The sequence below is a fragment of the Halorubrum hochsteinianum genome (assembly GCF_023702125.1).
Taxonomy (GTDB): Archaea; Halobacteriota; Halobacteria; order Halobacteriales; family Haloferacaceae; genus Halorubrum; species Halorubrum hochsteinianum.
Window position 1 is genome coordinate 2,468,604 of record NZ_CP098415.1, and the last position, 25,014, is coordinate 2,493,617.

The following is a 25,014-nucleotide window of genomic DNA, read 5'->3' on the forward strand; positions in this document are numbered from 1 at the left end:
TCCGCTTCAGCGCGGTCGGTCGGCGGCCGCGGGTTCGAGCGCGTTCAGGTCCGGATCGCGGGCGACGCTCACCGCGAGGACGACGCTCATGACCCCGAACAGCGCCACGACCGCGAGAGCGAAGACGCCGACGCCGACCGCGACGAGGGACTGGCTCCCGAGGAACTCCGCGCCTATCGTCGTGAAGAGGGCGGCCAACGCGAGTCCGAACAGCCGTTTCTCCGATTTCGTGTACATAGATTAGTTCCGTCCCGGACGGGGTTAAGACGTGTCCGACGGCTGCCGTCGTGTCTCATACTGGCACGTCTCGCGGCCGTTCCGGGCGGCTCCGCGGACCGCCTCCGGTCGACGGTCGGCGGTCGATCCGCTCGGAACATCGCCCGCTCGCGTCCGCCTCGACTCCGTCGCCCACTCCCCCCGTTTATGTCGCTCGCGCCCGTGGTGATCGTATGCGAAACGTGGACGCCGCAGGGCTGGGAATCGGCGATGACCACCCGCCCCGGATCATGGGCGTACTCAACGTCTCCGCCGAGTCGCCGTACGACCCCAGCGTGTACGACGACCCCGGCGAGGCCGCCGCCTACGTCGACGAGGAACTGATCGGGGAAGGCGCGGACATCGTCGACGTCGGGTTGGAGTCGGCGAACAAGGACTTAGACGTCCTCTCGGCCGAACAGGAGTTAGATCGGCTCGACACCGCGGTCGAGACGCTCGAATCGACCTCGGGCGACGCCGTCTGGTCGATCGAGACGCGCTACCACGAGGTCGCCGACGAGGCGATCTCGCGCGGCTTCGACATGGTCAACGACATCTGCGGGTTCGCCGACCCCGAGATGCCCCGCGTCTGCCGCGAACACGACGTGGCGGTCTCGAAGATGGCGTCGCCCCCGGACCTCGAACGGCCGGGCGCGATCGAGGACGTGGACGACATCTACGAGGCGCTGTCGATGAACGGGGTCACCGACAAGACGATCCTCGACCCCGCGTTCGGCGGGTGGTCCGCCGAGAAGACACACGAGGACGACCGCGAGACGTTCCACCGGCTCCGCGAGTTCCGCGGGTACGGCCGCCCCCTGCTCGTCTCGATCAACCGCAAGAGCTTCCTCAGGACCATCGCGGGCCGCAGCACCGAGGAGGCGCTCCCCGTCTCCCTCGCCGCCACGTCGATGGCGGTCGAGCGCGGCGCGCACGTGATCCGCACCCACGACGTGGCCGAGACGCGCGACGCCGCGCTCGTCGGGGCCGAGTTCGCCCGCGACCGCTACTCCGGCCGCGGCTCCGACGGCGTCGCCGCCGAGGAGCTCGACGTGACGACCGTCCGCGAGGCCGAGCGCCACCTCGACCGGATCGGCGCGGCGGACGCGGCGCAGGGGGACCGCGGCGTCGCCGACAGCGCCGTCGTGCGCACCTACGAGCTCTCGGGGCTCGACGACCCGGCCGTCGGCGCGCTCCGCGCCGCGACCGCCGGTCCCGACGCCCCCGCCGCCGCGTTCGCGCTCGGCGACCCGAACCGCGAACGGAGCGAGACGACCGCCTCGGCGGCCGACGGCGGCGACGGGGCCACCGTCGACGCGCCCGCCGGCGGCCGACGCGGACTCCTGATCGGGACGCCGGCCGCCGTCTCGGCGGTCAGAGACGACGTGTCCGGCGTTTCGCCGGATCTCGACGCCGTTCTCGGCGACATCGCCCGACACGGTAATTAAGAGAAAGTTTATGCCCTCGTGTAGACAACCGATCGACCGGACGCCGGAGGGGCACGCGGGTAGGGGTACTCTGTGCCACTCCGGTCCATACCATATCCGAACCGGCGAGCGGCAGCGCCGTCCCGCGCCGCCCCGGGGAAGGGGTTCCCGGAGCGTGACTCGACAGTGAACTTCTCGACGTTCGAGCCGGCGTACGAGGCGATACTCGACGACTTCGGGTTCGACCGCGCGGCCGACGAGCGCGCCCGCGACGCCGCCGCCGACCTCGCGACCCCGTTCCCCCTCGACCGCCTCGGTGACTGGCGCGGCGCGACCGTCGCGGTCGCGGGCGCGGCCCCCTGCCTCGCCGACGAGGTCGAACTCGCCCGCGACGCCGACGTCGTCGTCGCCGCCTCCACCGCGGTCGACGTCCTCGCGGACCGCGGCGTCGCCGTCGACTGTATGGTGACCGACCTCGACAAGAACCCGGAGACTGCGGCGGCGCTGACCCGCGACGGCGTCCCGGTCGCCGCGCACGCTCACGGCGACAACCTCCCCGCGGTCCGCGAGTGGCTCCCGCGCTTCGCCGACGAGTGGACGCTGGCGACGACGCAGGCGGCCCCGGTCGGAGCGGTCCGGAACACGGGCGGATTCACCGACGGGGACCGCGCGGCGTTCCTCGCCGACCACGTCGGGGCCGGCGCGCTCACCTTCCCCGGGTGGAACTTCGACGACCCCGACGTCGACCCGATGAAGGCGCGGAAGCTCGACTGGGCCGCCCGGCTGCTGCGCTGGCTCGAACGCCGCCGGAACGAGGAGTTTCCCGTCCTGGACGGGCGACGCGAGGCGGCGGACGAGGCGCTGGAAGGGATTCTCGGCGGAGAGTTAACCGGCGACCCCGGCGGCGACTAAGCCTCGCGCTCCACTCGCGGCTCCGGGAACAGCTCGTCGCGGTCGCGGTCGCCGATCCACTGGGCCAGCCGGACGAGCTGGTCCGCGGCGGCCTCGAACAGGCGCTCGCTCTTCTCCGGGGTCACGTCGGTCGGGTCGCCGAACGCGCCGTTCGGGGAGTTGTCGATCGCGTCGTAGAACGTGCGCGCGCCGTGGACGGTCGTGTCGGCGTCGTCGAGGTCGACGAGCCCGCCGTCGCGGGCGTCTTCGAGCCGATCCTCGCGGACGAGGTCGGGGGCGATGTGGGTGATCATCGCCGTCTCCTTCGGCCCCGCGTGGGGACCGTTGCGCTCGAACAGGTCGTCGACCAGCTCCGGGATCGACTCGTCCCACATCCACTCCACCGCGTAGGCGACCTCGTCCTCGTGGAGCCGCCGCCCGACCTCGCGGAGGTGCTGGACGTTGCCGCCGTGGGCGTTGACGAACACCACGCGGTCGATGCCGTGGTAGGCGAGGTTCCGGGAGAAGGACTCGACGTAGTCGCGGAACTCGGGCGGGTCGACCCACATCGTCCCCGGGAACTGCCGGTGGTGCGGGCTGACGCCGACGTTGATCGTCGGCGTTCGGAACGCGTCAGACCGGTCGGCGGCCGCCGTCGCGAGCGCCTCGGCGATCAGGTGGTCGGTCGCCAGCGGGAGGTGCGGGCCGTGCTGTTCGGTCGATCCGAGCGGGACGAGCGCGACGGAGCCCTCGGACAGCGCGTCGCCGAGCTCCGGCCAGGTGTGGTCCGCGAGATACATGTTCCGACGACGCCGGCCGGACGTATCAAACCGCCGTCTCCGGCGGAACCGGCCGGCGAGGAGCCGCCGTTCGCGCCGTGTCGACACCCTTTTTGTGTCCTCCGGCCGAACCGACGACCATGTTCGGAGGCGGCGGCATGAACCCGCGAAAGATGAAGCAGATGATGAAACAGATGGGGATCGACGTCGAGGAGCTCGACGCCGAACGGGTCGTCATCGAGACGGCCGACGGCGACGACCTCGTCTTCGACGGCGCGCAGGTCACCAAGATGGACGCCCAAGGGCAGGAGACGTATCAGATCGTCGGCTCGCCCGACGCGGTCGCCGACGCTGGCGTCGGCGGCGCGACGGCCGTCGAGGGCGACGCGGACGACCCGGCGCTCGACGAGGCGGACGACGGCGACGACGAGATCCCGGAGGAGGACGTGAAGCTCGTCGCTCAGCAGGCGGGCGTCTCGAAGGACGCCGCCCGAGAGGCGCTGGAGGCGGCCAACGGCGAGCCGGCCCGGGCGATCTCGGACCTGCAGTGACGGACGCCGCGTACCTGCTCGTCCACGAGGACCGGGAGTACCTGCTGGAGCCGGGCGAGGAGTTCGGCACCGACCTCGGCGTGATCGAGGTCCCCGAGGACGTCGCGGCCGGCGACGAGGTCGAGACCCACCTCGGCACGGTCTTCGAGGTCCGCGCGCTCCGCGGCCCCGACCTCTTCAACCACCTCGAACGCACCGGCGCGCCGATGATGCCCCGCGACGTTGGACTCGTGATGGGTCACACCGGCGCGGCCGGCGGCGACCGCGTCCTCGACGCGGGCACGGGGACGGGCATCCTCGCCGCGTACCTCGGCCGCGCCGGAGCCGACGTGGTCACCTACGAGGTCGACGCCGAGTTCGCCGAGGTCGCCCGCGAGAACATGCGGACGGCGGGGGTCGCCGACCGCGTCGAGGTGCGGACCGGCGACCTCACCGACGAGCTGGACGCGCTCGCCGACGGCGAGCCGTTCGACGCGCTGACGCTCGACACCGGCGACGCCCCGGCCGTCGTCGAGCGCGCGGACGACCTGCTCGCCCCCGGCGGTCGCCTCGCCGTCTACTCCCCGTTCGTGGAGGGGACCCGGGAGGCCGCCCTCGCCGCCCGCGAGGCGGGCTTCGACGAGGTCGAGACGCTTGAAACGATCCAGCGCGAGATGGACTTTTCCGACCGCGGCTCGCGCCCCTCCACCGCCGGCGTCGGCCACACGGGCTACCTCGTGTTCGCGCGAGCGCCCTGACGCCGCCGCAACGCTCTTTCGGGTCGAACCTGTCACCGTCGGTGTGGCCGACGAGGACGACGGAGCCGAACGCTCCTCGAACCCCGCCAGCGACGCCGCCGACTCCACCCCGGCCGACGCCGCCAGCGACCTGTCCCGCCACGCGGCGGAGGTCGCCGACCTCCTCCCGCGATCAAACGACCCGCTCGTAGAGGCGGTCGAGACGGCCCTCTCCGGTCGCTCCGAGGTCGTCGCGGTGGGCGTCCCGGTCCGGCTGCTGCCGCCGGTTCTGGCGGCCCGCGAGCGGTCGTCGGGCCCGCCGTGGCGGGTCGCGTGTCGCCCGGGCGTCGTCGACGCGCTCTCCCGGGCGCTCGTCCTCGGCACCGCGGCCGCCGAGGCGGTCGAGACGGACGCGATCCGGATCCGCACCGGAGAACCCCTCGATCACGGGACGGGGGGCACGCTGTTCGCGAGTCCCGACCGCGTCGACGCGGTCGTCGGCCCCGCCGGCGATCGGACGCTCGCGACGACGACGGTCGACGACGCCTCCAGATCCGCGTCCGCGACCGACGCGCGGCTGACCGTCCGGGGCGTCCGGGCAGCGGCCGAGTCGCGGTTCGACGCGGCGACGGCGGAGTCGGTCGGGATGCCCTCGCGGCGGCGACTGGTCGCCGCGGCGCGCGAGGTCCTCGACGACCGCTTCGCCGACGACGTGGCCGCCGTGCTGGAGTCGCTCGCACCCGGCGAGTTCGGTCGGACGAGCGAGCCGTCGGACCGGACGCTGCTCGTCGCGCTCGCGGCGCGACACGACCACCTCTTCCGCGACCTCCGCAGGTGGGTCGGGACGGAGGGAGTCGGGATCGCCCCGGCGCAGGAGTTCACCCGCGACCGGCGCGCGCTCGTCGAGCGGGAGCTGATCGAGTCGATCAAGGTGCCGATGGGACCGGGGCGGCCGATGCTCCGGCTCCGCGCGGTCGACGACGCGCTGTTGCGCGCCCGTCCCGAGGAGGTGCCGAGCGTCCTCACGGGGCGGTTCGCGCTGCCGACCGACGCGGACGGTCGGATCCGCCGCGACGCGACTCGCGACGACCGACGGCCGGTCTGGGAGCGGCGGCGGTGGCGGCGGTGAAACCCTCGGGGCCGGCCGCCGATCCGACGTGACAAGAACTAACTCTCGGCGGCGCGCTCACACGAGTATGACGACGTTCTCCGACAGGGTCGAGCGGATCTCGATAAGCGGGATCCGCGAGGTGTTCGAGGCGGCCGGCGACGACGCGATCAACCTCGGGCTGGGCCAGCCGGACTTCCCGACGCCCGAGCACGCGCGTCGGGCCGCGGTCGACGCCATCGAGTCCGGGAAGGCCGACGCGTACACCGAGAACAAGGGGACCCCGTCGCTGCGCGAGGCGATCGCGGAGAAGCACCGCGCCGATCAGGGGATCGACCTCGACCCCGGCAACGTCATCGCGACCGCCGGCGGCAGCGAGGCGCTCCATATCGCCCTCGAAGCGCACGTCGACGCGGGCGACGAGGTGCTGATCCCGGACCCAGGGTTCGTCTCCTACGACGCGCTGACGAAGCTGACCGGCGGCGAGCCGGTCCCCGTGCCGCTCCGCGACGACCTCACGATCGACCCGGCCGCGATCGAGGCGGCCATCACCGACGACACCGCGGCGTTCGTCGTGAACTCCCCCGGCAACCCCACGGGCGCGGTCTCCTCCGAGGCGGACGTGCGCGAGTTCGCCCGCATCGCCGACGAGCACGACGTGCTCTGTATCTCCGACGAGGTGTACGAGTACACCGTCTTCGACGGCGAACACCGGTCGCCGATCGAGTTCGCCGAGACGGACAACGTCGTGGTCGTCAACTCCGCCTCGAAGCTGTTCTCGATGACCGGCTGGCGGCTCGGCTGGGTGTACGGCTCCGACGAGCGCGTCGAGCGAATGCTGCGCGTCCACCAGTACGCGCAGGCCTGCGCGTCCGCCCCGGCGCAGTACGCCGCGGAGGCCGCGCTGCGCGGCGACCGCGGCGTGGTCGAGGAGATGACCGACTCCTTCCGGCGTCGCCGCGACCTCCTCCTCGACGGCTTCGACGAGATCGGCCTCGACTGTCCGACGCCGCAGGGGGCGTTCTACGCGATGCCCCGCGTCCCTGACGGGTTCGTCGACGAGTGCCTCGACCGCGGCGTGGTCGTCGTCCCCGGCGAGGCGTTCGGCGGGGGCGGGGCCGGCCACGCCCGGATCTCGTACGCGACCGACGAGGAACAGCTCCGAGAGGCCCTCGACGTGATGGGCGAGGCGTACGAGGCGGTCCGCTGACACCGATCCGCCCCGGCCCGCCACGACCCGCCCCGCGTCAGCCATCCCCGTCGCCCAGCAGCCGGAGCGAGCGCTCGTAGTACTCGTCGCCGTACCGGATCATCCTCTCCTCGTTCGCGCCGACGCCCGCGTCCTTCCGCACGTTCCCGTCGATGTACGGGCGCGCGTCGATCGCTCGGAGCAGTTCGACGTACGCCTCGGAGTACGGGTGCGTCTCGCCGTACTCGTCGACCGCCGCCCGCTCGACGATCCGGGCGGCCTCGGCCGAGAGCTCGTCCGCCCCGACCCTGGGACCGACGAGCCTCGCTCGGAGGACCGCCTCCATCCGTTCGGGATCCTCGGCGACCGCCTCCGCGGTCGGCCGGTAGACGGCCTCGTGGAACTGCTCCCGTTCGACCTCGACTCGATACGCGGTGTCTCGATAGACGACGCGGTCGGGGCCGTCGGCGGCGAGCAGTTCGCTGTCGTCGCGGGCCGAGACCGACCGGTACACGTACCCCCCGCGCTCCACTAGCCCGACCGGATATCCGCCCACGTTCCCGCGGGCACGCGCGGCGAAGTGCGCGATCCGGACCCCGCGCCGATCGGCTTCCGGGAGGGGTCCGTTCTCGCCGCCGTCGAGGGCCGATTCGTCCCCGTCGTCGGCCGACTCGTCGCCGTCGCTTTCGAAGAGCCGGAGGACCGGGTAGGTCTCGGCGACCTCGTCGACGACCACCGAGTCGAGCCGGTAGTAGGTCCCGTCTCGGCGCACGTACGCGGGGTCGTCCCCGCTCGCGAGGAACGGCTCGCGGTGCCGGGTCGTGTACACTTCACCCGCCAGCGCGGCGTCGAGCCCCGCCTCGTCCCATCTCTCGGGCGGATCGTCGTGGTCGCGCACGTACCGATCGCGCAGCGATCCCTCGACCCGCGAGAGCGAGAGCCTCAGTTCCGCTCCGTCGCCGTCGCTCGGGTCGTCGTTCTCCGTTCCGAGGCAGCCCGCGACGATGCCGACACCGCTGGCGACCGCGCAAGCGAGGAGGCGACGCCGGGACGGTGCGAGTTCGTCCATACCGGGCGTACCGCGAGAGGGCGGAAAGCCGTTGCCGAAACACAAACGCCCGCTTGCGTGACCGCGAGGGGTCGGGACGCGACGCCGGACGGGTCACCCCGCTGATCGCTCTAGCAGATTACTACAAGTAATTTCGAAGTGATGGAGCGTTTCCGCAAGTTATACTGTCAGCGGCGGAGTACCGAGGCGTAATGGACCGAAACATACAGGTAAGTCGCCTCGACCGGCAAGCGGTCGAGGACCAGGAGGTCGAGATCGTCGAGCGAAAGGGGATCGGTCACCCCGACTCGATCTGCGACGGCGTCGCGGAGTCGGTGTCGCGGGCGCTCTCGCAGCTCTACCTCGACCGCGTCGGCAAGGTGCTCCACTACAACACCGACGAGACGCAGCTTGTCGCCGGCCGCGCGGCCCCCGCGTTCGGCGGCGGCGAGGTCGTCGAACCCATCTACATCCTCATCGTCGGCCGCGCCACGAAGGAGTACGACGGCGAGCAGCTCCCGGTCGACTCGACGGCGCTCGCGGCCGCCCGCGACTACCTCTCCGAGACGATCCCGGAACTGGAGTACGGTACCGACGTCGTCGTCGACGTGAAACTCGGCGAGGGCTCCGGCGACCTCCAGGACGTCTTCGGCGAGGAGACCCAGGAGGTCCCGATGGCCAACGACACCTCCTACGGCGTCGGCCACGCCCCGCTCACCGAGACCGAGACGATCGTCCGCGAGGCCGAGCGCGCGCTCAACGGCCCGTACCACGACGACCACCCGGAGCTCGGTCCCGACGTGAAGATCATGGGCAAACGCGAGGGCGACCGGATCGACATCACCGTCGCCGCCGCGATGGTCGACGCCTACGTCGACGGCCTCGACGAGTATGACGACGCGGTCGCGTCCGTCCGCGAGTACGTCGACGACCTCGCCCGCGGGTACACCGACCGCGAGGTCCACGTCGACGTCAACACCGCCGACGACTACGACGAGGGCTCCGTCTACCTCACCGTGACCGGCACCTCCGCCGAGCAGGGCGACGACGGCTCCGTCGGCCGCGGCAACCGCGCCAACGGCCTCATCACCCCGAACCGCCCGATGTCGATGGAGGCGACCTCCGGCAAGAACCCCGTCAACCACATCGGGAAGATCTACAACCTCCTCTCCACCCGCGTCGCCGAGTCCGTCACGGCGGAGGTCGACGGCATCCGCGACCTCCAGGTCCGCCTGCTCTCGCAGATCGGCCGCCCGATCGACGAGCCGCACGTCGCCGACGCGCAGATCGTCACCGAGGACGGCGTCGAACTGAGCGACATCGAGGCTGACGTCCTCGCCATCGTCGACCGCGAACTGGCCGACGTGACCGACGTGACCCGCAGCGTCATCGAGGGCGACGTCTCGACGTTCTGACGGCGGACCCGATCGACCCGTTCCGGGCGGTCGCAGCAGCGCTGACGCCGACCGGCCCGGGGTTTCTACTTGCGACGCCCCGTGCGATCCGACATGGAAGACACGCCGACGGACGTGGAGCTCAAACCCGACCTGACCGACGACGTGGCCCTAGTGACGGGCGCGACCCGCGGGATCGGGGCCGAGGTCGCCGCGGGGCTGACCGATCTGGGTGCGACGGTCTACGCCGGCGCGCGCGACCCCGACGACGTCACGGCCGCGGACCAGCACGCGGTTCGGCTGGACGTGACGGAGGACGACGAGGTGCGGGACGCCGTCGATCGCATCGAACGCGAACGGGGGGCGCTCGACGTCCTCGTGAACAACGCGGGCGTGTTCCCGCGGTCCGGGCCCCTCCACGAGATGGACCTCGACGACTTCGACCGGACCACCGCCGTGAACCTCCGCGGGCCGGTCGCCGTGACCAAGCACGCGTTACCGCTGCTCACCGACGGGACCGGGGGCCGCGTCGTGACGCTCTCGTCGGGGCTCGGGCAGTTCACCGAGGGGCGGATGGAGGGCGGCTACCCGGCCTACCGGCTCTCGAAGGTCGGCGTCGGCGGCCTGACGGCGTACCTCGACGGCGAGTACGGCGATCAGGGCCTGATCGCGAACGCCGTCTCGCCGGGCTGGGTGCGGACGGACATGGGCGGCGACGGAGCGCCGCGGACGCCCTCGAAGGGGGCGGAGACGCCCGTCTGGCTCGCGCGGTTCGCGCCCGGGAGCCCCGCCGGCCACCTCTGGAAGGACCGCGAGCGGATCCCGTGGTAGGGTCGCGGCTCGGCGACCGCAACGGATTTGCGCCGGCCGGACCGAACTCCGACCATGACGCGGGTGTGTCTCCTCGGCGACCCCGGCGTGGAGCTCTCCTACGAGCTGCTCTCCCGCGAGACCGCGCGGGACGCGCTCGCCACCTACCGGATCGAGGAGCCGTTCGAGAACAGCGTCGCCGTCGACACCGTGAGCCTCGGGGCCGCCGTCTCCCTCCTCAACGACCTCGACTGGTACCTCGTCCGCTTCGTCGAGGAGGCGCTGGTGTTGGAGCCGTCCGTCTCCGCCGACGAGTGGCTCTCGCGGGACCTCGCCCGCGAGGTCCGCGACGGCGAGGTCCCCCCGGAAGAGACCGACCAGCGGCTGAAGGTGTTCGGCCTCGTCGACGGCCGCCCGGTCGAGCCGCTGTTCGTCCGACGGCGACAGGGGGAGACCCCCGAGTACGACCTCCGCGACGTCGACGAGACCGTCGTCGTCCGCGTGAGCGAGTCCGAGTTCTCCGGGTAGGCGGTGCGGCCGAAAAAGCCGGGGTTCTCAGTTCAGCCCTCGTAGCCCGCGAGATCCATCACGGAGGCGAACTGCTCGGTGTCGGTGACGCCGTCGTACACCATCCCGCCGATCATCCCGCCGGGGTAGGTGTCGCCGTTCATGGCGTGGTTCACCTTGTGGCAGTGGAGCGCGTAGACGCCGGGGTCGGCGTCGGCGGTGAACTCGATCGTCTTCCGCTCGGCGGGCGCGATCGGCACCACGTCCTCGCGGTGCCGGGCGCTCTCGGGGATGACGCCGCCGTCCTTCTCGACGACGGTGAACCCGTGGTTGTGGGTGTGCATCGCGTGCGACTCGTAGCCGGCGTTGACGTAGTGGATCCGCACTCGGTCGCCCTCCTCGACGATGAGGGGAGAGCCCTCCTCGGGGTGGAAGGTGTACGGCGCGCAGCGACCGTTCACGGTGAAGACGTCGGGGTTGCGGTCGCGGTGGCTGAAGTCCACGTCGCCGCCCGCCATCGACGCCGACAGCCGGCTGTCCCAGTCTTTGATCGTGTGGAATATCTCCTTGTCCGGGGCGTCGTACCCCTCCGGATCGACGCGGAGGATCCCGAACATCCCCATGTCGAGGTGGTTCTGCGTCTGGTAGTGGCAGTGGTACAGGTGCGTCCCCGGCTGGTTCGCCTCGATCTCGTAGGTGTGCTCCTCGCCGGGCGCGACCTGCTGGCCGGTCGTGGTCGGCACGCCGTCGTCCATCCAGTCCTTCGAGAGCCCGTGGACGTGGAACGTGTGCGGCCGGTTGTGCTCGGTGTTGTCGTAGGTGATCTCCAGTTCGGTCCCCTCCGTCACGCGGAGGAGGGGGCCGGGGACGCTGGGGTCCGTGTCCGGCGTCTCCCACGCCCAGACCTCCGGCAGCTCCCACGGACCGCCCTGCGCGTTCTCGCCGAGCAGCGTGTGGCGACACGCCCGCGTGGACATGGTGATCGCACCGTCGCGCTCGTCGAGGTCGACGGTCGTCCGCGGCGTCGTGTACGGGTGGTCCGTCTCGACGGCGGTCGAGTCGCTCCCCGACCAGTCGTCGACCTGTCGTGCGGCCTTGCCGCCGTCGTCCCCGCTCCCGGACTCCGCGGCGTTCTCGGCGTCCGACTGCGGGGCACCGCACCCCGCGAGCCCGACGGTACCCAACGCGGCCGTCGCGGAGAGGAAACTGCGCCTGGAGGCGGTACGCGAGCCGAAGATGTTCCCGTCGTTCATCACACCCCCGTCTCGGCACCTCAACCGGTTAAGAAGCGCTCGGATGTTTCCCCCGTGAGAACCCGGTCTCGAACCGTTGATTGTTTGTGTGCTCGATCGCCAATGGGGGGTCCTCCGCGTCGGCGTTCAGTCGTCTCCGTCGAGCTCGGCGACGATCCGCGTTCGGACCGGTCCCACGTCGACCGGGGCCCACGCCTCCACGTCGTAGGTCACGTCGGCGAGCGTCTCCAGCCGGTCGGCGTCGCCGTCGCCTATCGCCTCGACCGCTTCCTCCCGGAGCCGACCGAGGACCGCGTCCGCGAGCGCCTCGCGGTCGACCGACCGGTCCGGGACGTCGAGGATATGCGGGAGGTCCTCGGCCCCCTCGGGGAGCGTCGGGAACGCCGCCGGCCCGACCGCGAGCGCGGACCCGTCCGCGGCGGCCTCCGTCCCGCCCCCCTCGTCACCGCCGGAGAGCGCGTCCTCCGGGGCCGGTACGAGCGCGTACTCCGCGACCGCGAGGTCGATGGCGGCGTCGATGGCCGCCTCGTCGACCTCGGCGCGCCGCTTGAACGCCAGTTCGGAGAGCGCCTCGGAGAGCTCTCCCCGCGTGAGCCAGCCGAACAGGTCGACGACGCCGGCGAGGTCGTCGCGGGCGGCGACGCTCGGCTCACTCGCGTCGGCCATCGTCAGTCCTCACCCGGGGCCGGCTCCGTCTGTCCGTCGTCGGTCGCCGCCTCGCTGACCGCGTCGTTCTCCGCGGCGACGTTGCCGACGCTCCGGTCGTCGCCGCGGACCGCGTCGAGGTCGTTCCGCGCCGCCTCCCGGACCTCGCTCGGGTCGACCGGGGCGCTCTCCCACGCCGGGAGCCGGGTGTCGGGGCCGGGTTCGTCGAGCGCCTCGGCGTAGGTCGCCACCTGCGAGCGCTCGTCGTCGCCGTCGTAGGAGAGCCCGTTGAACGCGGCGTCGGCGGCGTAGCCGTCGATCAGGGTCTCCGCGGCCTCGCGGTAGCGCTCGGGGAGGCCGTCGTAGCGCACGTCGACGCCCGCGTCCTCGACGGCGCGCAGCGTCGCCTCGCCGACCGCCCGGCTCATGTCGGCGAGGCCGGTCGGCCCCTCGACGGAGCGGTGGTCGTGTTCGTACCGCCCGAGGTCGACCTGCGCGCTGTCGGCGAAGCCGGCGCGGCCGAACGCCTCGCCGAGCGTCCCGACCTCCAGCCCCCAGCCCCGCTGGACGCGGAGCCGGGAGACGAGGTCGCTCGTGGCCGCGAACTCCCCGGCGAGCGCGTAGCGGAACGCAGAGAGGTACCGCAGCACGTCCGGCTCCGCCCCGGGCGCGGCGTCGCCGAGCGCCCGGACGAGCGGTCGGAAGAACAGCCGGAACAGCCGACCGTACAGCGAGCCGTCCTCGACGCGGGCGTAGTACCCCTTCGAGAAGGAGTAGCCGCGACCAAGCGGGAACAGCAGCCGGTTGACGAACGCCGACGAGTAGGTCTTCGTGTCGGCGTCGTGGACGACGACGAACTCCTCGTCGAGCGCGCGTCCCAGCGCGAGCCACACGTCGCGGCCCTTCCCCCGCTCGCCGTCGAGGCCCCGCGCGTCCAGCAGCGACGCGAGCCGGGGGCCGTCGCACCACAGCGTCTCGACGTCGAGGTCGAACCCGTCCAGCCAGTCGGCGAACGGCCCGGCGCGGTCGGCCGACGCCCGCAGCGGGACGATCACCCGGGCGGGGTCGACGGTCTCCAGCGTCGAGAGCACGCGGTCGGCCGCGAGGGTCCCGTACTCGCGTTCGGTCATCGGCACGACGACCGCCGCGCGGTCGGTCGGGGCGTCGGGCCGGTGGTCGGTCAACGCGTGAAGCGTCGTCACGCGCTCCTGAACGTACTCCATTTACCGATCACACGGGCGGGACGCCCAAAACAGGTGCGGTAGCGCCGACCGGTTCCGGGGGCCCCGCGGGACGCGTCGAGCCCGATGCGTCGGGTCTCCGCGAGGGGGTCAGGCCGCTCGCGTCGCGCCCGCCGCGCCGCCGGGGACGCGCCCGAGTCGGTACAGGACCGCGTACGCGGCGACGATGAGCGCCAGCCCGCCGGCGAGCGCGAGGAAGACGGCGTCGTACGTCGCGCCGGCCTCGATCGCCTCGCCGACGACCCACGACCCGGCCGCCTGCGCGGACATCATGCCGGCGGAGAACATCGCGTACGCCGACGCGCGGGACTTGTCGGGCAACGACGCGAGCAGGTACGTGTCGCCGGCGGGGAACAGCATGTGGATGGCGAAGCCGACGACGACGCTCGCGGCGATCACCGCCGCGAGCCCCTCGGCGACGACGACGAGGACCACCCCGCCGACGAACGCCGTGACGATGCCGAGCAGGTACGGGACGTGCGGGAGCCGGTCCGCGAGGTCGCCCGAGACGAGGAAGGCGGGCACGCCGGCCACGAAGATCACCGTCAGGAGGTTCCGGGCGGTCGACCGGGGCAGATTCTTGTCGATCATGTACAGCTCGTAGAAGTTGAACAGCCCCTGCCAGACGAAGCTGGTGAGCCCCATCAGCACGACGCCGGCGAGGATCAGCTTCCACTCGCCGCGGGCGGCCGCGAGGAAGTCGGTGTCGCCCGCGCCGGCGTCCGGGAGGTCGGTCCGCTTCGCGAGGACGACGAAGAGGACCGTGCTGGCGGCCGCGGCGACCGCCAGCCCGTAGAACGCGTACCGCCAGTCGTACCACAGCGCGACGGTGACCGCGGGCGCGGCGACGACGGCGGCGAGCTGGCTCGCCATGCCGTGGACGCCCATCACGCGCCCGACGCGCTGGGGGAACAGCTCCGAGATGAACGGGTTCGCGGCCACGAAGTAGACGCCGGAGGCCAGCCCGATCGCGAAGGCGGCGACCATCAGCGCGAGCACGCCCGGTGCGAGCGCGACGCCCAGCGCGCCGGCGGTCAGCATCCCGCCGGAGACGAGGATCACGCTGCGCCGCGTGAAGCGGGTGAGCGCCCACCCCGCCGGGAGCCGCGGGGCGGCCGAGCCGAGCCACGCGAGCGTGACGATGAGGCCGGCGGTCCCCTCGCGGATCCCGAACGTGTCGATGAACTCGCCCACGAGGGGCGCGAACACCACCCGCGCGAAGTTGACGAGGAAGACTAAGGCGCAGAGCGATCCGAACAGCCGGGTCCGTGACACGGCGGCGATTCCCCGCGCCGGGACACAAGCGTTGCGGAAGCGGTCGGCCGCGGCCGTGGAGCGCGTCCCGCCCGCCTTGACGACCGCGTCGCCGCGTCTGGCGTCGGTTTCGCCGCTCGCGTCAGACCGGCGTCGTACGGGGTTTTTATCCGGCCCGACGACGAACGACGGGTATGAAATCCACGCGCAAGGGGCTCCGCGACGGCGACCTCATGAAGGACACCTACGAACGGCTCAACTGCGCCGACTGCGAGCAGGTGTTGAAAAAGGAGAACGACCCCGACGAGGTGTTCTCGGTCCGGATCTGCCCGGAGTGCGGCGAGCGATTCAAGGAGCTTCGCTGACCGACCGTCTCGCGCGCGCGACACGGCCACGCCGCGCCGTTCGAGTCCCCGCTCACACCGTCGCTCTCTCCTCGCTTGCGGTCGTTCAGGAATTGATTGAGTCCGCGACCGACTCCGCCACCGCCTGCGCCTCGCCCGCGACGATCTCGATCCACCGATACCGGGTGTACGCCTCGACCGTCGACCGGGCGGTCCGGTCGGCCGCGGCGAGCGTGCCGTCAGGCTCCGTAAACAGCGACAGGAACACTGTCGCCAGCCATCGGCCGAGCGGGTTCTCGCTCCCGACGAGTCCCGTCGCCGCCGTGACCGCCGCGTCGCGCGCGGCGACTATCGCGGCCGCGTCGTCGGGGAACATCGTCTCCCCGTTCTCGACCCGGGCGGCGACGGCGTCGAGCGCACGGAGCCGCGTCCACGCGAGCGCGGTCCGTGTCAGCCCGGTTGCCGGATTGTCGGGTTCGTAGTTGCCGAACGCGACCGGGTCGAACCACATGTCGTCGAAGCTCCGGTACACCGCGCTCGACAGGAGGGCGTCGCTTGGCGCGCCCCGCGCGACCGCCCGCTCTTCGACGAACGCCTCCGTTCCCGGGTTGTGTCGGAGATCTTCGACATCCTCGCCGTGAAGCTCGCGGAGGCGATCGCCAACCGCCCGGCCGAGTCGGTTCATCTCGCGGCGAAGCGGCGCGCCGACCGACACGGGGTCGGCGAGCGAAGCTTGATACCGGTCGCGGAGGTACCGCCCGGCCGCCACGTACGACTGGACCCGCTCCACGTCGCCGACCGCCTCGCCCGTCCGAAGCGGGTTCGCTCGGTCGCCGGGGTCCGCGTTCCCGCCGACCAGCGTCCGCCGCCGCGACTCGTCGTACCACCGTTCGATCGGCCCGTACACCGCGGCCCCGACGAGCGGGTCGGACGCGGACCCGGGCAGCGTCTCCAGCGTGTCACCGGCCCGCCGCCGGACCGTCCCAGCGTCGGTGGCCACCGCCTCCGGGTCGCCCTCGGCGGTGACGCCGGCCCACGTGCCGACGGCGGTCGCGGCGTGGCCGCGCGCCGCGGCGTACCGCTCCGCCGCCTCCAGCGGGGGCAGCGACGCGTCCGGTCCCGGAAGCGCCTCGCGGGCCGCCGTCCGCTCCGTCTCGATCTGTTCGCGGATTTCGCCGTTCGGGAGCGTCTCCGCGGTCAGCGGCTCCGGGATCGGAGCGAGCAGGCGGTCGACGCGGTCGGCGAACGCGCTCGCGACCCGGGGCTCCACGTCGACCGGGACGAGCCGCGGCCGCGCCGGAACCGGCTCGTCGAACTCGCGCGGGACCGCGTCGACGTCGAGCGACGGCGGATCGGTCCAGAACCGCGGCTCGTCGCCGACCCCCGAGCAGCCCGCCAGCGCGCCGAGGGCGACTGAACCGCCGGCCGCGAGCGCGTCGCGCCGGGTGAGCCGGTCCGTCACGCCCCGTCACCTCCCTCGCCGATCGCGGTCTCGTTCCCGGGGACGGTCGCGTTCCCGTCGATCACCGCGTACTCGGTCCCCGTCCGCTGACACGGTGACCGACCGCTGGCCCCGGAGCCGGTGAGCCGGCCGTCGAGCGTGACCGGAAGCCGGAATATCAGCGCGAGGACGACCCGCGTGTCGGCCTCGCACGCCTCGTCCGGCGGTCGAAGCTCCCGGCAGTAGTCGTACTCGACGTGCCCGGGATCCCACGAGACCGAGTGGATATCGAGGCGTTCACACGACTCGACGCCGGCGGGCGCGACGTACACCGTCTCAGCGTCGAAGTCGGTCTCGTCGAGGAACGAGCGGAGTCGCGAGCGGTCCGCGTCGGCGACGCCCTCGGCGACGGTCAGCTCGGCCGCCCGGTCCGCGCTCGTGACGAGTTCGCTCCTGACCGCAACCGGGCCGCCCTCGTCGTTGGTTTCGCTTCCGTCGACGAGGACGCGCTCGCCGTCTGGGTTCCGGATCTTCAGTACGGCCGGGTCGGTCTCCGTGCCGGAGGTCTGCCGCTGGACGGACTCCGAATTCGGGTCGCCTGCGCCGCCGAGACAGCCGGCGAGGACGCCGACCGAGAGGCTGCCGAGGAGGGCTCGTCGCGTCGGGGGCATGCGCGCCGCTTGCGTCGGTCCCGATAAACCTCTTGTGGGGCCGCCGCCGCCCGCGGATCACTCGAAGACGGCGTCGAACGCCGACGCGCCGAGCGGGTCGAACGTCCCGGCGGCGACGTTCTCGCGGACGTGATCCGGGTTGGCCGTCCCCACCAGCGACGAGGTGACGCCGGGCGCGCTCCGCGCGAAGTTGAGCGCGCGCTGGGCGGGCGTCTCACCCGCGAGCGTCGCGTCGACGTCGGCCGGGATCGCGCCCTCGACCGCCAACTCGCCCTGTCCGATGCTCGCGCTCGTCACCACCGAGAGCCCGGCCTCGTGGGCGAACGAGAGCGTCGAGACCGGCCCCTCCGCGTCGGCGTCGGGCGGCGCGGGCTGGTTCCGCCGGGTGAACGCGTCCGCCATCGCGACGTTGAAGGGGAGCTGGATCGCCGCGAACCCGTGGTCGTCGTCGGGACCGACCGCCTCGCCGGCGCGCTCGGCCCGCGAGAGCACTTCCGCGAGCGAGAGGTACGCGTCGTCGCCCTCGGGAACCCGGAACGCGTCCCACGTCGCGACGCCGTAGGCCCCAAGGTCGCCCGCGGCGCGCCGGCGTTCGAGCGTCTCGAAGCCGGCTTCGAGCAGGTCGTACACCTCCTCGCGCGACCGGGCGGCGAGCTGCGTCTCCGGGTTGTGGACGTAGTAGCAGTCGACCGATTCGAGCCCGAGCCGGTCGAGCGAGCGGTCGAGCGACCACTCTAAGAACTCGGGCGTCACCGCGTGCGCGCCGTTCGCGAGGTCGTCGGGGGCGACGATCCCGGGGTCGACGAACCGCTCGCGGACGTACGCGCTCGGGTCGTCGGGGCGCTCGCCGTCGAACGGGAGGAAGCCCCCCTTCGTCGCGACGACCACCGACTCGCGGTCGACGGGGGCGTCGCGGAGCGCCTCGCCGACGACGCGCTCTGCGCGGCCGCAGCGGTAGTTGGCCGCGGTGTCGACGTGGTTAACGCCCGAGCGCAGCGCCAGTCCGATCGCCTCGCGCGAGGCCTCGTCGACGGCGGGCGTCGGCTCGCCGAGGTACGTCCCGATCCCGACGCTGGAGACGACTCCCGGCCCGAACCGGCGGAAGTACGTCCGGCCGAAGGCGTCGCCGAACTCGTCGCGGTAGTCCCAGAGGGCCTCGCGGGTTGCCATGTCTGACCCTCGGTCCGGGCGGAATAAAAGCGGCGCGTCCGGCAGGCGTCCGGGCCGCGCGCGGCGTCGCCGACGCGGAGGTGAGCGGGCCGCGCGTTCGTCAGACGTGCGCACGACGCAACGACTATACGGGCACCTCGTCTCACCTGTGGTAATGGCCTCGCTCACCGACCATCTGGCGGACCTCGTCGCGGACGTGGACGCCACGCTGCTGTTCTCGCCGACGAGTTCCTTCTACGAGCGGTTCGCGGACGACGGGGTCGAGGTCGTCGTCGTCGCCCCCGACAACGACGTCGACGCCGAGACGTTCGTCGAACTCCCCCTCCCGTTCGACAACGTCAAAGACCGGATCCGGTTCGGTATCGAGGGCGCGATGGACGAGGGGCTGCTCGCGGAGGGCGACGAGGTCGCCTGCGTCGCCTCCGTCTTCGACGGCGGCTCCGACGCGGTGATCCGCGTCACCGTCGACGAGGGGATCCACACGGGGATCTACGACCTGTTCACCAACTCCCGGGCGGAGCCGAGCGTCATCCGCGACGTGTTCGAGGTCGCGATCGAACTCGGACAGAAGGGACAGAAGGGGAAGCCGGTGGGCGCGCTGTTCGTCGTCGGCGACGCGGGGAAGGTGATGAACAAGTCGCGGCCGCTGTCGTACAACCCCTTCGAGAAGTCGCACGTCCACGTGGGCGACCCCATCGTGAACGTCATGCTCAAGGAGTTCTCGCGGCTCGACGGCGCGTTCGTCGTCTCCGACTCCGGGAAGATCGTCTCCGCGTACCGCTACCTCGAACCCGCCGCCGAGGGCGTCGACATCCCGAAGGGGCTGGGCGCGCGCCACATGTCCGGCGCGGCGATCACCCGCGACACTAACTCGACGTCGATCGTGCTCTCCGAGTCCGACGGGCTGGTCCGGGCGTTCAAGGCGGGCGAACTCGTCTTGGAGATCGATCCGGAGGAGTACTGACAGATGTCCGCGGTCCCGACAGCCCTCTCGGAGTTCGTTCGCGCGGTCCCCGACCGGCTCTGGCTGGCGCTTTTCGTCCTCGTCGTCGGGCTCGTGTTGGCGTACCTCGTCGGCGTTATCAACCGCCGGCTGCTCCGCCGCGCCGGCGTCCCCGAGGTGATCGAGGGGACGGCCTTCGAGCGGACGGCCCGCGAGTTCGACACCTCGACGGTGGGGATCTTAGCGAAGCTTTCGAGCTATTTCATCCTCGCCGTCACCGTCATCGTCGCTCTCACCGTCGCGGACGTGAACTACCTCCAACAGTTCTGGTCGGGCGTCGCTGCCTTCCTCCCGCGGCTGTTCGTGGCGGCCCTCGTGCTCATCGTCGGGGTCGTCGTCGGCGACAAGACCGAACTGCTCGTCGCCGAGCGGCTCCGCGGGATCAAGCTTCCCGAACTCAGCGTGCTCCCGACGCTCGTAAAGTACAGCGTGGTGTACGTCGCCGCGCTCATCGCGCTCGGACAGGTCGGCGTCCAGACGCTCGCGCTCATCGTGCTGCTCGCGGCGTACGCGTTCGCGGTCGTGCTGTTCGCCGCGCTCGCGACGAAGGACCTCGTCGCCTCCGCGGCGGCCGGCGTCTTCCTCCTCCTCCGACAGCCGTACGGCATCGGCGACGAGGTGCGGGTCGCCGGCGAGCGCGGCGTCGTTCAGGAGGTCGACCTGTTCGTCACCCACATCGAGACCGACGGGGAGGAACACGTCGTCCCGAACCACGCCGTGTTCCGCGAGGGCATCGTGCTGATCCGGGGGTGATCGGCCCCCCCGCCCGCGCGCCGGATCCGAGTGCGGAACCAATGTACGGGGCTGAGTTTTAGGCTAGCCTAAAATGAACGGACACGAGGAACAGGTCGTCGGGGCGCTATTCGACGTCGTCGACCCCGAGGAGCACGCCGAGACCAGACGGCGGTTGCTCCGTGCGTACGAGTCGAACGCGACCGACGATCGCGACGAGCTGATCGAACGGCTCGTCTCGGAGCTGGTCGCCGTCCTCAACGAGGAGCTCACCCGCGGCGAGGGCGTCGACGTCCTCAGCGACGCGATTGGGTTCCTCCTCGACCGCTTCCTCTCGGTGGTCGAGGTCGCGCCCGTCGCGATCGTCGTCGTCGACCCCGACGGGACGGTCCGGCTGTGGAACGACGGCGCGGAACGGCTCTTCGGCTGGTCCGAGTCGGACGCCCTCGGCCGGCGGTTCGTCTCGGAGGGGTCGGGGGCGTCCGACGCGCTCGAGTCGTCGCTGACGCGGCTGCGGGACGGCGAGCGGCTGACCGGCGTCGAGACGCGTCACCCACACTACGACGGGTCGCTGCTCGACGTCCGGTTCTGGGCGGCACCGCTTCGCGACCGCGACGGGGAGTTCACCGGCGCGACGTACGTCCTGACCGACGTCGGCGAACGGAAGCGGCGCGAGCAGCGACTGACCGTCCTCAATCGGGTGTTGCGACACAACGTCAGAAACGACGTGAACGTCATCGCGGGGCACCTCGAAGCGCTCGCCGCCGACCGCCCCGACGGCGACCCGCACGTCGAGGCGATGGAGCAGCGGCTCGCCGACGTCGTCGACCTGAGCGACGCCGCGAGACAGCTCGAACGGCTTCAGGAGTCCGGCGTCGAGGCGAGCCGGACGACGTACGACCTCCCGGCGCTGGTCGAGCGGCGGGCCGGCGACCTCCGGGCGACCCATCGGTCCGCCGCCGTCACCGTCCGGGCCCCGGCCGAGGCCGACGCCGTGGCCCACGACCTCTTCCCGTACGCGCTCGACAACCTCCTTGAAAACGCGGTCGAACACAACGAGTCGCCGTCGCCCCGGGTTCGCGTGACGGTCGACGCCGGTTCCGACCGCGCGTCCGTCACCGTCGCGGACGACGGACCGGGACTCCCGACCCACGAGCGCGAGGTGTTGACGCGGTCGGACGAGACACAACTCACTCACAGCGCCGGGATGGGACTCTGGATGGTCCGCTGGATCGTCCGCGCGTCCGGTGGCGAACTGCGGGCCGCGGAGAGCGACCTCGGCGGCGCGGCGGTGACCGTCTCCCTCCGCCGGTGACCGCCCGCCCGGCGGGGACGTTCCCACTGCGTGAGACTGCCTGCCACCCTATATCCGAACGCGACCCGAACGCCGAGACATGAGCCCCGATACCGCGAGCGTCGCCTGCGACGCCTGGGACGGGAGCGAGTGCGAGGGGACGCCGCACTGCCCCCCGCGCTGTCCGCGCTTCGTCGACGAGGAGGGCGCGCGCTGGACGGTCCGTCCGGCGGTCGACGCGGACGAACCTCGGCTCGTCGAGATGTACGAGCGGTTCGACCGACCCGACCGCGCACAGGGACTCCCACCCGTGAGCCGCCGACGGCGCGTCGAGTGGATCCGATCGATGCTGACCAAGGGGAACAACGTCGTCGCCGAGCGGGACGGCGAGGTGCTCGGGCACGCGATGTACACTCCGACCGACGCGCCGGTCCCCGAACTCGCCGTCTTCGTCCACCCGGGCGCGCAGGACCGCGGCGTCGGGACGGAACTGTGCCGACACGTGATCGCCAACGCCGCCGCGGCCGGCCGCGAGGGGATCGAACTCCACGTCGAGACCGGGAACCGCGCCGCCCGGTCCGTCTACGGGACGGTCGGGTTCGAGGTCGTCGAGCGGCGCGCGGACCTCCGGATGCGGCTCGACCTCGACGACCCGGTCGCGACCGAGGTGCGCTGGCCGCCGCTCGCCCGCGAGGGACCGGCGGAGCCCGCGGTCGAGACCGCGCCCGGCGGCTCCGGGCCCGGGCGGTCGCCGGCGGACGACTGAGGCGGTGCCGCGGACCCGTTCGTCCGCTCCCCGTCGCCACCGCAACCGTTAGGCCTCGCCGACCCGAGGGTACCGTAACCGTGGACGACGCCATCGAGTGGCTGCGGAACCGCCCCTTCTACGAGGGACAGATCGCCGACCACCGGCGGCTCCCGGCCCGCGAGCCGGAGTTCGCCGACGTCGACCTCGAACCCCGGCTCGCCGACGCGCTCGCGGACCGCGGCGTCGACCGGCTGTACCGGCACCAAGCCGACGCGATCGAGGCGGTCCGCGACGGCGACGACGTCGTCCTCGCGACCGAGACGGCGAGCGGCAAGTCGCTCGCGTACACCGTCCCCGCCTTCGAGGCCGCGATGGACCGCGGCGCGCGGACCCTCTACATCGGGCCGCAGAACGCGCTGATCGCGGACCAAGAGGAGTCGCTCTCGGACCTCGCCGCCGGGCTCGGCTTCGGGAGCCGCGTCTCCGTCGACTCGTACACCGGGCGGCTCTCTCGGTCCGAGAAGCGCGACGTGCGCGACCGCCGCCCGACCGTCCTCCTCTCGAACCCGGACATGCTCCACTACGCGCTGTTGCCCTACGCCGGGCGGCTGTGGGACTGGTTCTTCTCGTCGCTGGAGTACGTCGTGATAGACGAGGTGCACAGCTACCGCGGCGTGTTCGGCTCGCAGGTCGCGCTGACGCTTCGCCGGCTCGCGCGGACCTGCGAGCGGTTCGGCTCGTCGCCGCAGTTCGTCTGCTGTTCGGCGACGATCAACAACCCCGTCGACCACGTCGCGACGGTCACCGGCCGCGACCCCGAGGGGATCGCCCTGGTCGACGAGGACACCTCGGGCCGCGGCCCGCGCGACTGGGTGCTGTGGAACCCGCCGGAGTACGACGACGACTGGCAGGAGCGCGGGAGCGGTCGCCGGAAGTCGAGCCACACCGAGTCGAAGCGGCTGTTCGTCGACCTCGTCACCGCGGGCCAGCAGACGCTGGCGTTCACCCGGGCGCGACAGACCGCGGAGCAGTACGCGACCGACAGCGCGAGCGACCTCCGCGAGCGGGGCGAGCGCGACCTCGCCGGGAAGGTCGGCGCGTATCAGGCCGCGCTCACCGACGACCGCCGCCGCGAGATCGAGTCGGACCTCCACGCCGGCGACCTCCGGGGCGTCTGGTCGACGAGCGCCCTCGAACTCGGCGTCGACGTGGGCGGCCTCGACGCCGTGGTGCTCGACGGCTACCCCGGCACGCGCATGTCCGCCCACCAGCGCGCGGGGCGGGCCGGCCGCGGCGACGACCCCGCCTTGGTCGTGATGGTCGGGGGCGAGGACCAGCTCGACCAGTATCTCATTCGCAACCCGGGCGACTTCTTCGACGCGCCGCCGGAGGACGCGATCTGCGACCCGGAGAACGGTCAGCTGATGCCCGGGCACGTCGCCTGCGCGGCCGACGAGAACTGGCTCTCGCCCGAGGACGAGCGCTTCTTCGGCGACTCGTTCCCGGGCGTCGTCGCCGACCTCACCGACGAGGGCGTCCTGAACCGGCGCGAGGCCGCGGCGGGGACGCGCTGGGTCCACGCCGGCGGCTCCAGTCCGCAGCAGTCCGTGAACCTCCGCACCGCGGAGGAGCGCGAGATATCGCTGATCGAGCGGTCGAGCGGCGAGACGGTCGCGACGCTCGGCTTCGCCGACGCGCTCCGCGACGCCCACCCCGGCGCGATCTACCACCAGCAGGGCCGCACCTACGAGGTGGTCGAACTGGACCTCGACCGCGACGTGGCCGAGCTCCAGCAGTCGTGGGCGGACTACTACACGCAGGTGCGCTCCGACAAGGACATCGTCGTGAACGACGACCTCGACGAGCGCACGCTCTCCGCGCGCCCCGACGTTCCGGTCCGGTTCGCGGACGTGACGGTGACGGAGCAGATCACGGGGTTCGTCAGGAAGGACGCCGCCACCGGCGAGTCGCTCGGCGAGTCGACGCTCGATCTCCCGGAGACGACGCTGCGGACGAAGGCGCTGTACTTCCCGGTCCCCGAGGACGTCGAGCGCGAGATGCGGGCCTTGGGGGACCCGCTCGACGGCGACGCCGAGACCCCCGGCGCGAGCGGCGACCTCGCGTCGGACGGGGGGTCCACCGGGGACGGCGACGGCGAGCCGATCCCGGGCGGCGAGTACGCGTTCAACGGCGGGATCCACGCCGCGGAGCACGGCATCATCTCGCTGTTCCCGTTCCACCTGCTGTGCGACCGCGCCGACGTCGGCGGCATCTCGACGCCGCACCACCCCCACACCGAGGGACCGGCGGTGTTCGTCTACGACGGGTATCCGGGCGGCGTCGGACTCACGCGCCGCGGGCACGGCCGGATCGAGGAGCTGATGACCCGGACGGCGCGGCTCATCGACTCCTGCGACTGCGAGGACGGCTGTCCCGCCTGCGTCCAGTCGCCGCACTGCGGCAACGGGAACGACCCGCTGGCGAAAGCGCCGGCCGTCAGCCTGCTCGAATCGCTCACCGGGACGCGAACCGACGGGTGAAGC

Annotated in this window: 25 protein-coding genes; 15 read left to right on the top strand and 10 right to left on the bottom strand. The window is 72.0% G+C overall.

The window, feature by feature from the left end:
- Nucleotides 1-6 precede the first annotated feature (6 nt).
- Nucleotides 7-237: a hypothetical protein gene (locus NAF06_RS12525; RefSeq protein WP_008580853.1), complete on the bottom strand. Its 231-nt coding sequence runs from the start codon at nucleotides 235-237 to the stop codon at nucleotides 7-9.
- Nucleotides 238-449: 212 nt separating this feature from the next.
- Between NAF06_RS12525 and folP the strand changes: the two genes are divergently transcribed.
- Both folP and NAF06_RS12535 read left to right on the top strand, forming a co-directional pair.
- Nucleotides 450-1,703 carry a dihydropteroate synthase gene (gene folP, locus NAF06_RS12530; RefSeq protein ID WP_192813787.1) on the top strand — a complete coding sequence of 418 codons (1,254 nt, stop codon included), beginning with the start codon at nucleotides 450-452 and terminating at the stop codon, nucleotides 1,701-1,703.
- Between the two features lie 165 nt (nucleotides 1,704-1,868).
- The gene (locus tag NAF06_RS12535; protein WP_008580857.1) at nucleotides 1,869-2,594 is read left to right on the top strand and encodes a 6-hydroxymethylpterin diphosphokinase MptE-like protein; all 726 of its coding nucleotides are present in this window, start codon (nucleotides 1,869-1,871) and stop codon (nucleotides 2,592-2,594) included.
- On the opposite strand, the gene NAF06_RS12540 is transcribed toward NAF06_RS12535, so the two are convergent.
- Entirely contained in the window at nucleotides 2,591-3,373 is a 783-nt protein-coding gene (locus NAF06_RS12540) for a creatininase family protein (protein WP_008580858.1), read from the bottom strand. The two genes, NAF06_RS12535 and NAF06_RS12540, sit on opposite strands and share 4 nt — an antisense overlap.
- 119 nt (nucleotides 3,374-3,492) lie before the next feature.
- Here NAF06_RS12540 and NAF06_RS12545 point away from each other — a divergent pair, with 119 nt between their 5' ends.
- The 4 genes from NAF06_RS12545 (at nucleotide 3,493) to NAF06_RS12560 (ending at nucleotide 6,937) form a co-directional block, all read left to right on the top strand.
- Entirely contained in the window at nucleotides 3,493-3,903 is a 411-nt protein-coding gene (locus tag NAF06_RS12545) for a nascent polypeptide-associated complex protein (protein WP_008580861.1), read from the top strand.
- The gene (locus tag NAF06_RS12550) at nucleotides 3,900-4,640 is read left to right on the top strand and encodes a methyltransferase domain-containing protein (protein WP_008580863.1); all 741 of its coding nucleotides are present in this window, start codon (nucleotides 3,900-3,902) and stop codon (nucleotides 4,638-4,640) included. Before NAF06_RS12545 ends, NAF06_RS12550 begins: the two co-directional genes overlap by 4 nt.
- Nucleotides 4,641-4,683: 43 nt before the next feature.
- The gene (locus tag NAF06_RS12555) at nucleotides 4,684-5,748 is read left to right on the top strand and encodes a transcriptional regulator TbsP domain-containing protein (RefSeq protein ID WP_008580865.1); all 1,065 of its coding nucleotides are present in this window, start codon (nucleotides 4,684-4,686) and stop codon (nucleotides 5,746-5,748) included.
- A gap of 67 nt (nucleotides 5,749-5,815) precedes the next feature.
- Nucleotides 5,816-6,937: a pyridoxal phosphate-dependent aminotransferase gene (locus tag NAF06_RS12560; protein ID WP_008580867.1), complete on the top strand. Its 1,122-nt coding sequence runs from the start codon at nucleotides 5,816-5,818 to the stop codon at nucleotides 6,935-6,937.
- A 37-nt stretch (nucleotides 6,938-6,974) separates the two neighbouring features.
- Here NAF06_RS12560 and NAF06_RS12565 read toward each other — a convergent pair whose 3' ends face one another.
- Nucleotides 6,975-7,985, bottom strand: coding sequence for a hypothetical protein (locus NAF06_RS12565; RefSeq protein ID WP_008580869.1), 1,011 nt, complete (start codon nucleotides 7,983-7,985; stop codon nucleotides 6,975-6,977).
- Between the two features lie 191 nt (nucleotides 7,986-8,176).
- On the opposite strand from NAF06_RS12565, the gene NAF06_RS12570 reads away from it, so the two are divergent.
- The 3 genes from NAF06_RS12570 (at nucleotide 8,177) to NAF06_RS12580 (ending at nucleotide 10,696) form a co-directional block, all read left to right on the top strand.
- Entirely contained in the window at nucleotides 8,177-9,379 is a 1,203-nt protein-coding gene (locus NAF06_RS12570) for a methionine adenosyltransferase (RefSeq protein WP_008580870.1), read from the top strand.
- Between the two features lie 93 nt (nucleotides 9,380-9,472).
- Nucleotides 9,473-10,189 (top strand): SDR family NAD(P)-dependent oxidoreductase, encoded by a 717-nt coding sequence (locus NAF06_RS12575; RefSeq protein ID WP_008580872.1) that lies wholly within the window; start codon nucleotides 9,473-9,475, stop codon nucleotides 10,187-10,189.
- 54 nt (nucleotides 10,190-10,243) lie between these two features.
- Entirely contained in the window at nucleotides 10,244-10,696 is a 453-nt protein-coding gene (locus NAF06_RS12580) for a DUF5804 family protein (RefSeq protein WP_008580874.1), read from the top strand.
- Nucleotides 10,697-10,728: 32 nt separating this feature from the next.
- Here NAF06_RS12580 and NAF06_RS12585 read toward each other — a convergent pair whose 3' ends face one another.
- The 4 genes from NAF06_RS12585 to NAF06_RS12600 form a co-directional block, all read right to left on the bottom strand.
- On the bottom strand, nucleotides 10,729-11,928 hold the full coding sequence (locus tag NAF06_RS12585) for a multicopper oxidase domain-containing protein (protein ID WP_008580876.1): 1,200 nt from the start codon (nucleotides 11,926-11,928) through the stop codon (nucleotides 10,729-10,731).
- Between the two features lie 126 nt (nucleotides 11,929-12,054).
- The gene (locus tag NAF06_RS12590; protein WP_008580878.1) at nucleotides 12,055-12,594 is read right to left on the bottom strand and encodes a DUF7109 family protein; all 540 of its coding nucleotides are present in this window, start codon (nucleotides 12,592-12,594) and stop codon (nucleotides 12,055-12,057) included.
- Nucleotides 12,595-12,596: 2 nt separating this feature from the next.
- Nucleotides 12,597-13,796, bottom strand: coding sequence for a glycosyltransferase family protein (locus NAF06_RS12595; protein WP_008580880.1), 1,200 nt, complete (start codon nucleotides 13,794-13,796; stop codon nucleotides 12,597-12,599).
- Nucleotides 13,797-13,904: 108 nt separating this feature from the next.
- Entirely contained in the window at nucleotides 13,905-15,089 is a 1,185-nt protein-coding gene (locus NAF06_RS12600) for an MFS transporter (protein ID WP_008580883.1), read from the bottom strand.
- A gap of 173 nt (nucleotides 15,090-15,262) precedes the next feature.
- Between NAF06_RS12600 and NAF06_RS12605 the strand changes: the two genes are divergently transcribed.
- On the top strand, nucleotides 15,263-15,433 hold the full coding sequence (locus NAF06_RS12605) for an HVO_0758 family zinc finger protein (RefSeq protein WP_008580884.1): 171 nt from the start codon (nucleotides 15,263-15,265) through the stop codon (nucleotides 15,431-15,433).
- An 85-nt stretch (nucleotides 15,434-15,518) separates the two neighbouring features.
- Here NAF06_RS12605 and NAF06_RS12610 read toward each other — a convergent pair whose 3' ends face one another.
- The 3 genes from NAF06_RS12610 to NAF06_RS12620 are packed head-to-tail and all read right to left on the bottom strand — an operon-like array spanning nucleotide 15,519 to nucleotide 18,694.
- The gene (locus tag NAF06_RS12610; protein WP_008580886.1) at nucleotides 15,519-16,874 is read right to left on the bottom strand and encodes a hypothetical protein; all 1,356 of its coding nucleotides are present in this window, start codon (nucleotides 16,872-16,874) and stop codon (nucleotides 15,519-15,521) included.
- Complete coding sequence (locus tag NAF06_RS12615; protein ID WP_008580887.1) at nucleotides 16,871-17,524, bottom strand: hypothetical protein; 654 nt, start codon at nucleotides 17,522-17,524, stop codon at nucleotides 16,871-16,873. The genes NAF06_RS12610 and NAF06_RS12615 overlap by 4 nt, the downstream gene beginning before the upstream one ends.
- Nucleotides 17,525-17,581: 57 nt before the next feature.
- Entirely contained in the window at nucleotides 17,582-18,694 is a 1,113-nt protein-coding gene (locus tag NAF06_RS12620; RefSeq protein ID WP_008580889.1) for an aldo/keto reductase, read from the bottom strand.
- Nucleotides 18,695-18,848: 154 nt separating this feature from the next.
- Between NAF06_RS12620 and dacZ the strand changes: the two genes are divergently transcribed.
- The 5 genes from dacZ to NAF06_RS12645 all read left to right on the top strand — a co-directional run bounded on the left by dacZ (nucleotide 18,849) and on the right by NAF06_RS12645 (nucleotide 25,011).
- Nucleotides 18,849-19,658, top strand: a complete 810-nt coding sequence (dacZ, locus tag NAF06_RS12625) for a diadenylate cyclase DacZ (RefSeq protein WP_008580891.1) — start codon at nucleotides 18,849-18,851, stop codon at nucleotides 19,656-19,658.
- 3 nt (nucleotides 19,659-19,661) lie between these two features.
- Entirely contained in the window at nucleotides 19,662-20,450 is a 789-nt protein-coding gene (locus NAF06_RS12630) for a mechanosensitive ion channel family protein (RefSeq protein ID WP_008580894.1), read from the top strand.
- 73 nt (nucleotides 20,451-20,523) lie between these two features.
- Nucleotides 20,524-21,744 carry a sensor histidine kinase gene (locus tag NAF06_RS12635; protein ID WP_008580896.1) on the top strand — a complete coding sequence of 407 codons (1,221 nt, stop codon included), beginning with the start codon at nucleotides 20,524-20,526 and terminating at the stop codon, nucleotides 21,742-21,744.
- 79 nt (nucleotides 21,745-21,823) lie between these two features.
- The gene (locus NAF06_RS12640; RefSeq protein ID WP_008580898.1) at nucleotides 21,824-22,489 is read left to right on the top strand and encodes a GNAT family N-acetyltransferase; all 666 of its coding nucleotides are present in this window, start codon (nucleotides 21,824-21,826) and stop codon (nucleotides 22,487-22,489) included.
- Nucleotides 22,490-22,569: 80 nt separating this feature from the next.
- Nucleotides 22,570-25,011, top strand: coding sequence for a DEAD/DEAH box helicase (locus NAF06_RS12645; protein ID WP_008580900.1), 2,442 nt, complete (start codon nucleotides 22,570-22,572; stop codon nucleotides 25,009-25,011).
- The last annotated feature ends 3 nt before the right edge of the window (nucleotides 25,012-25,014 follow it).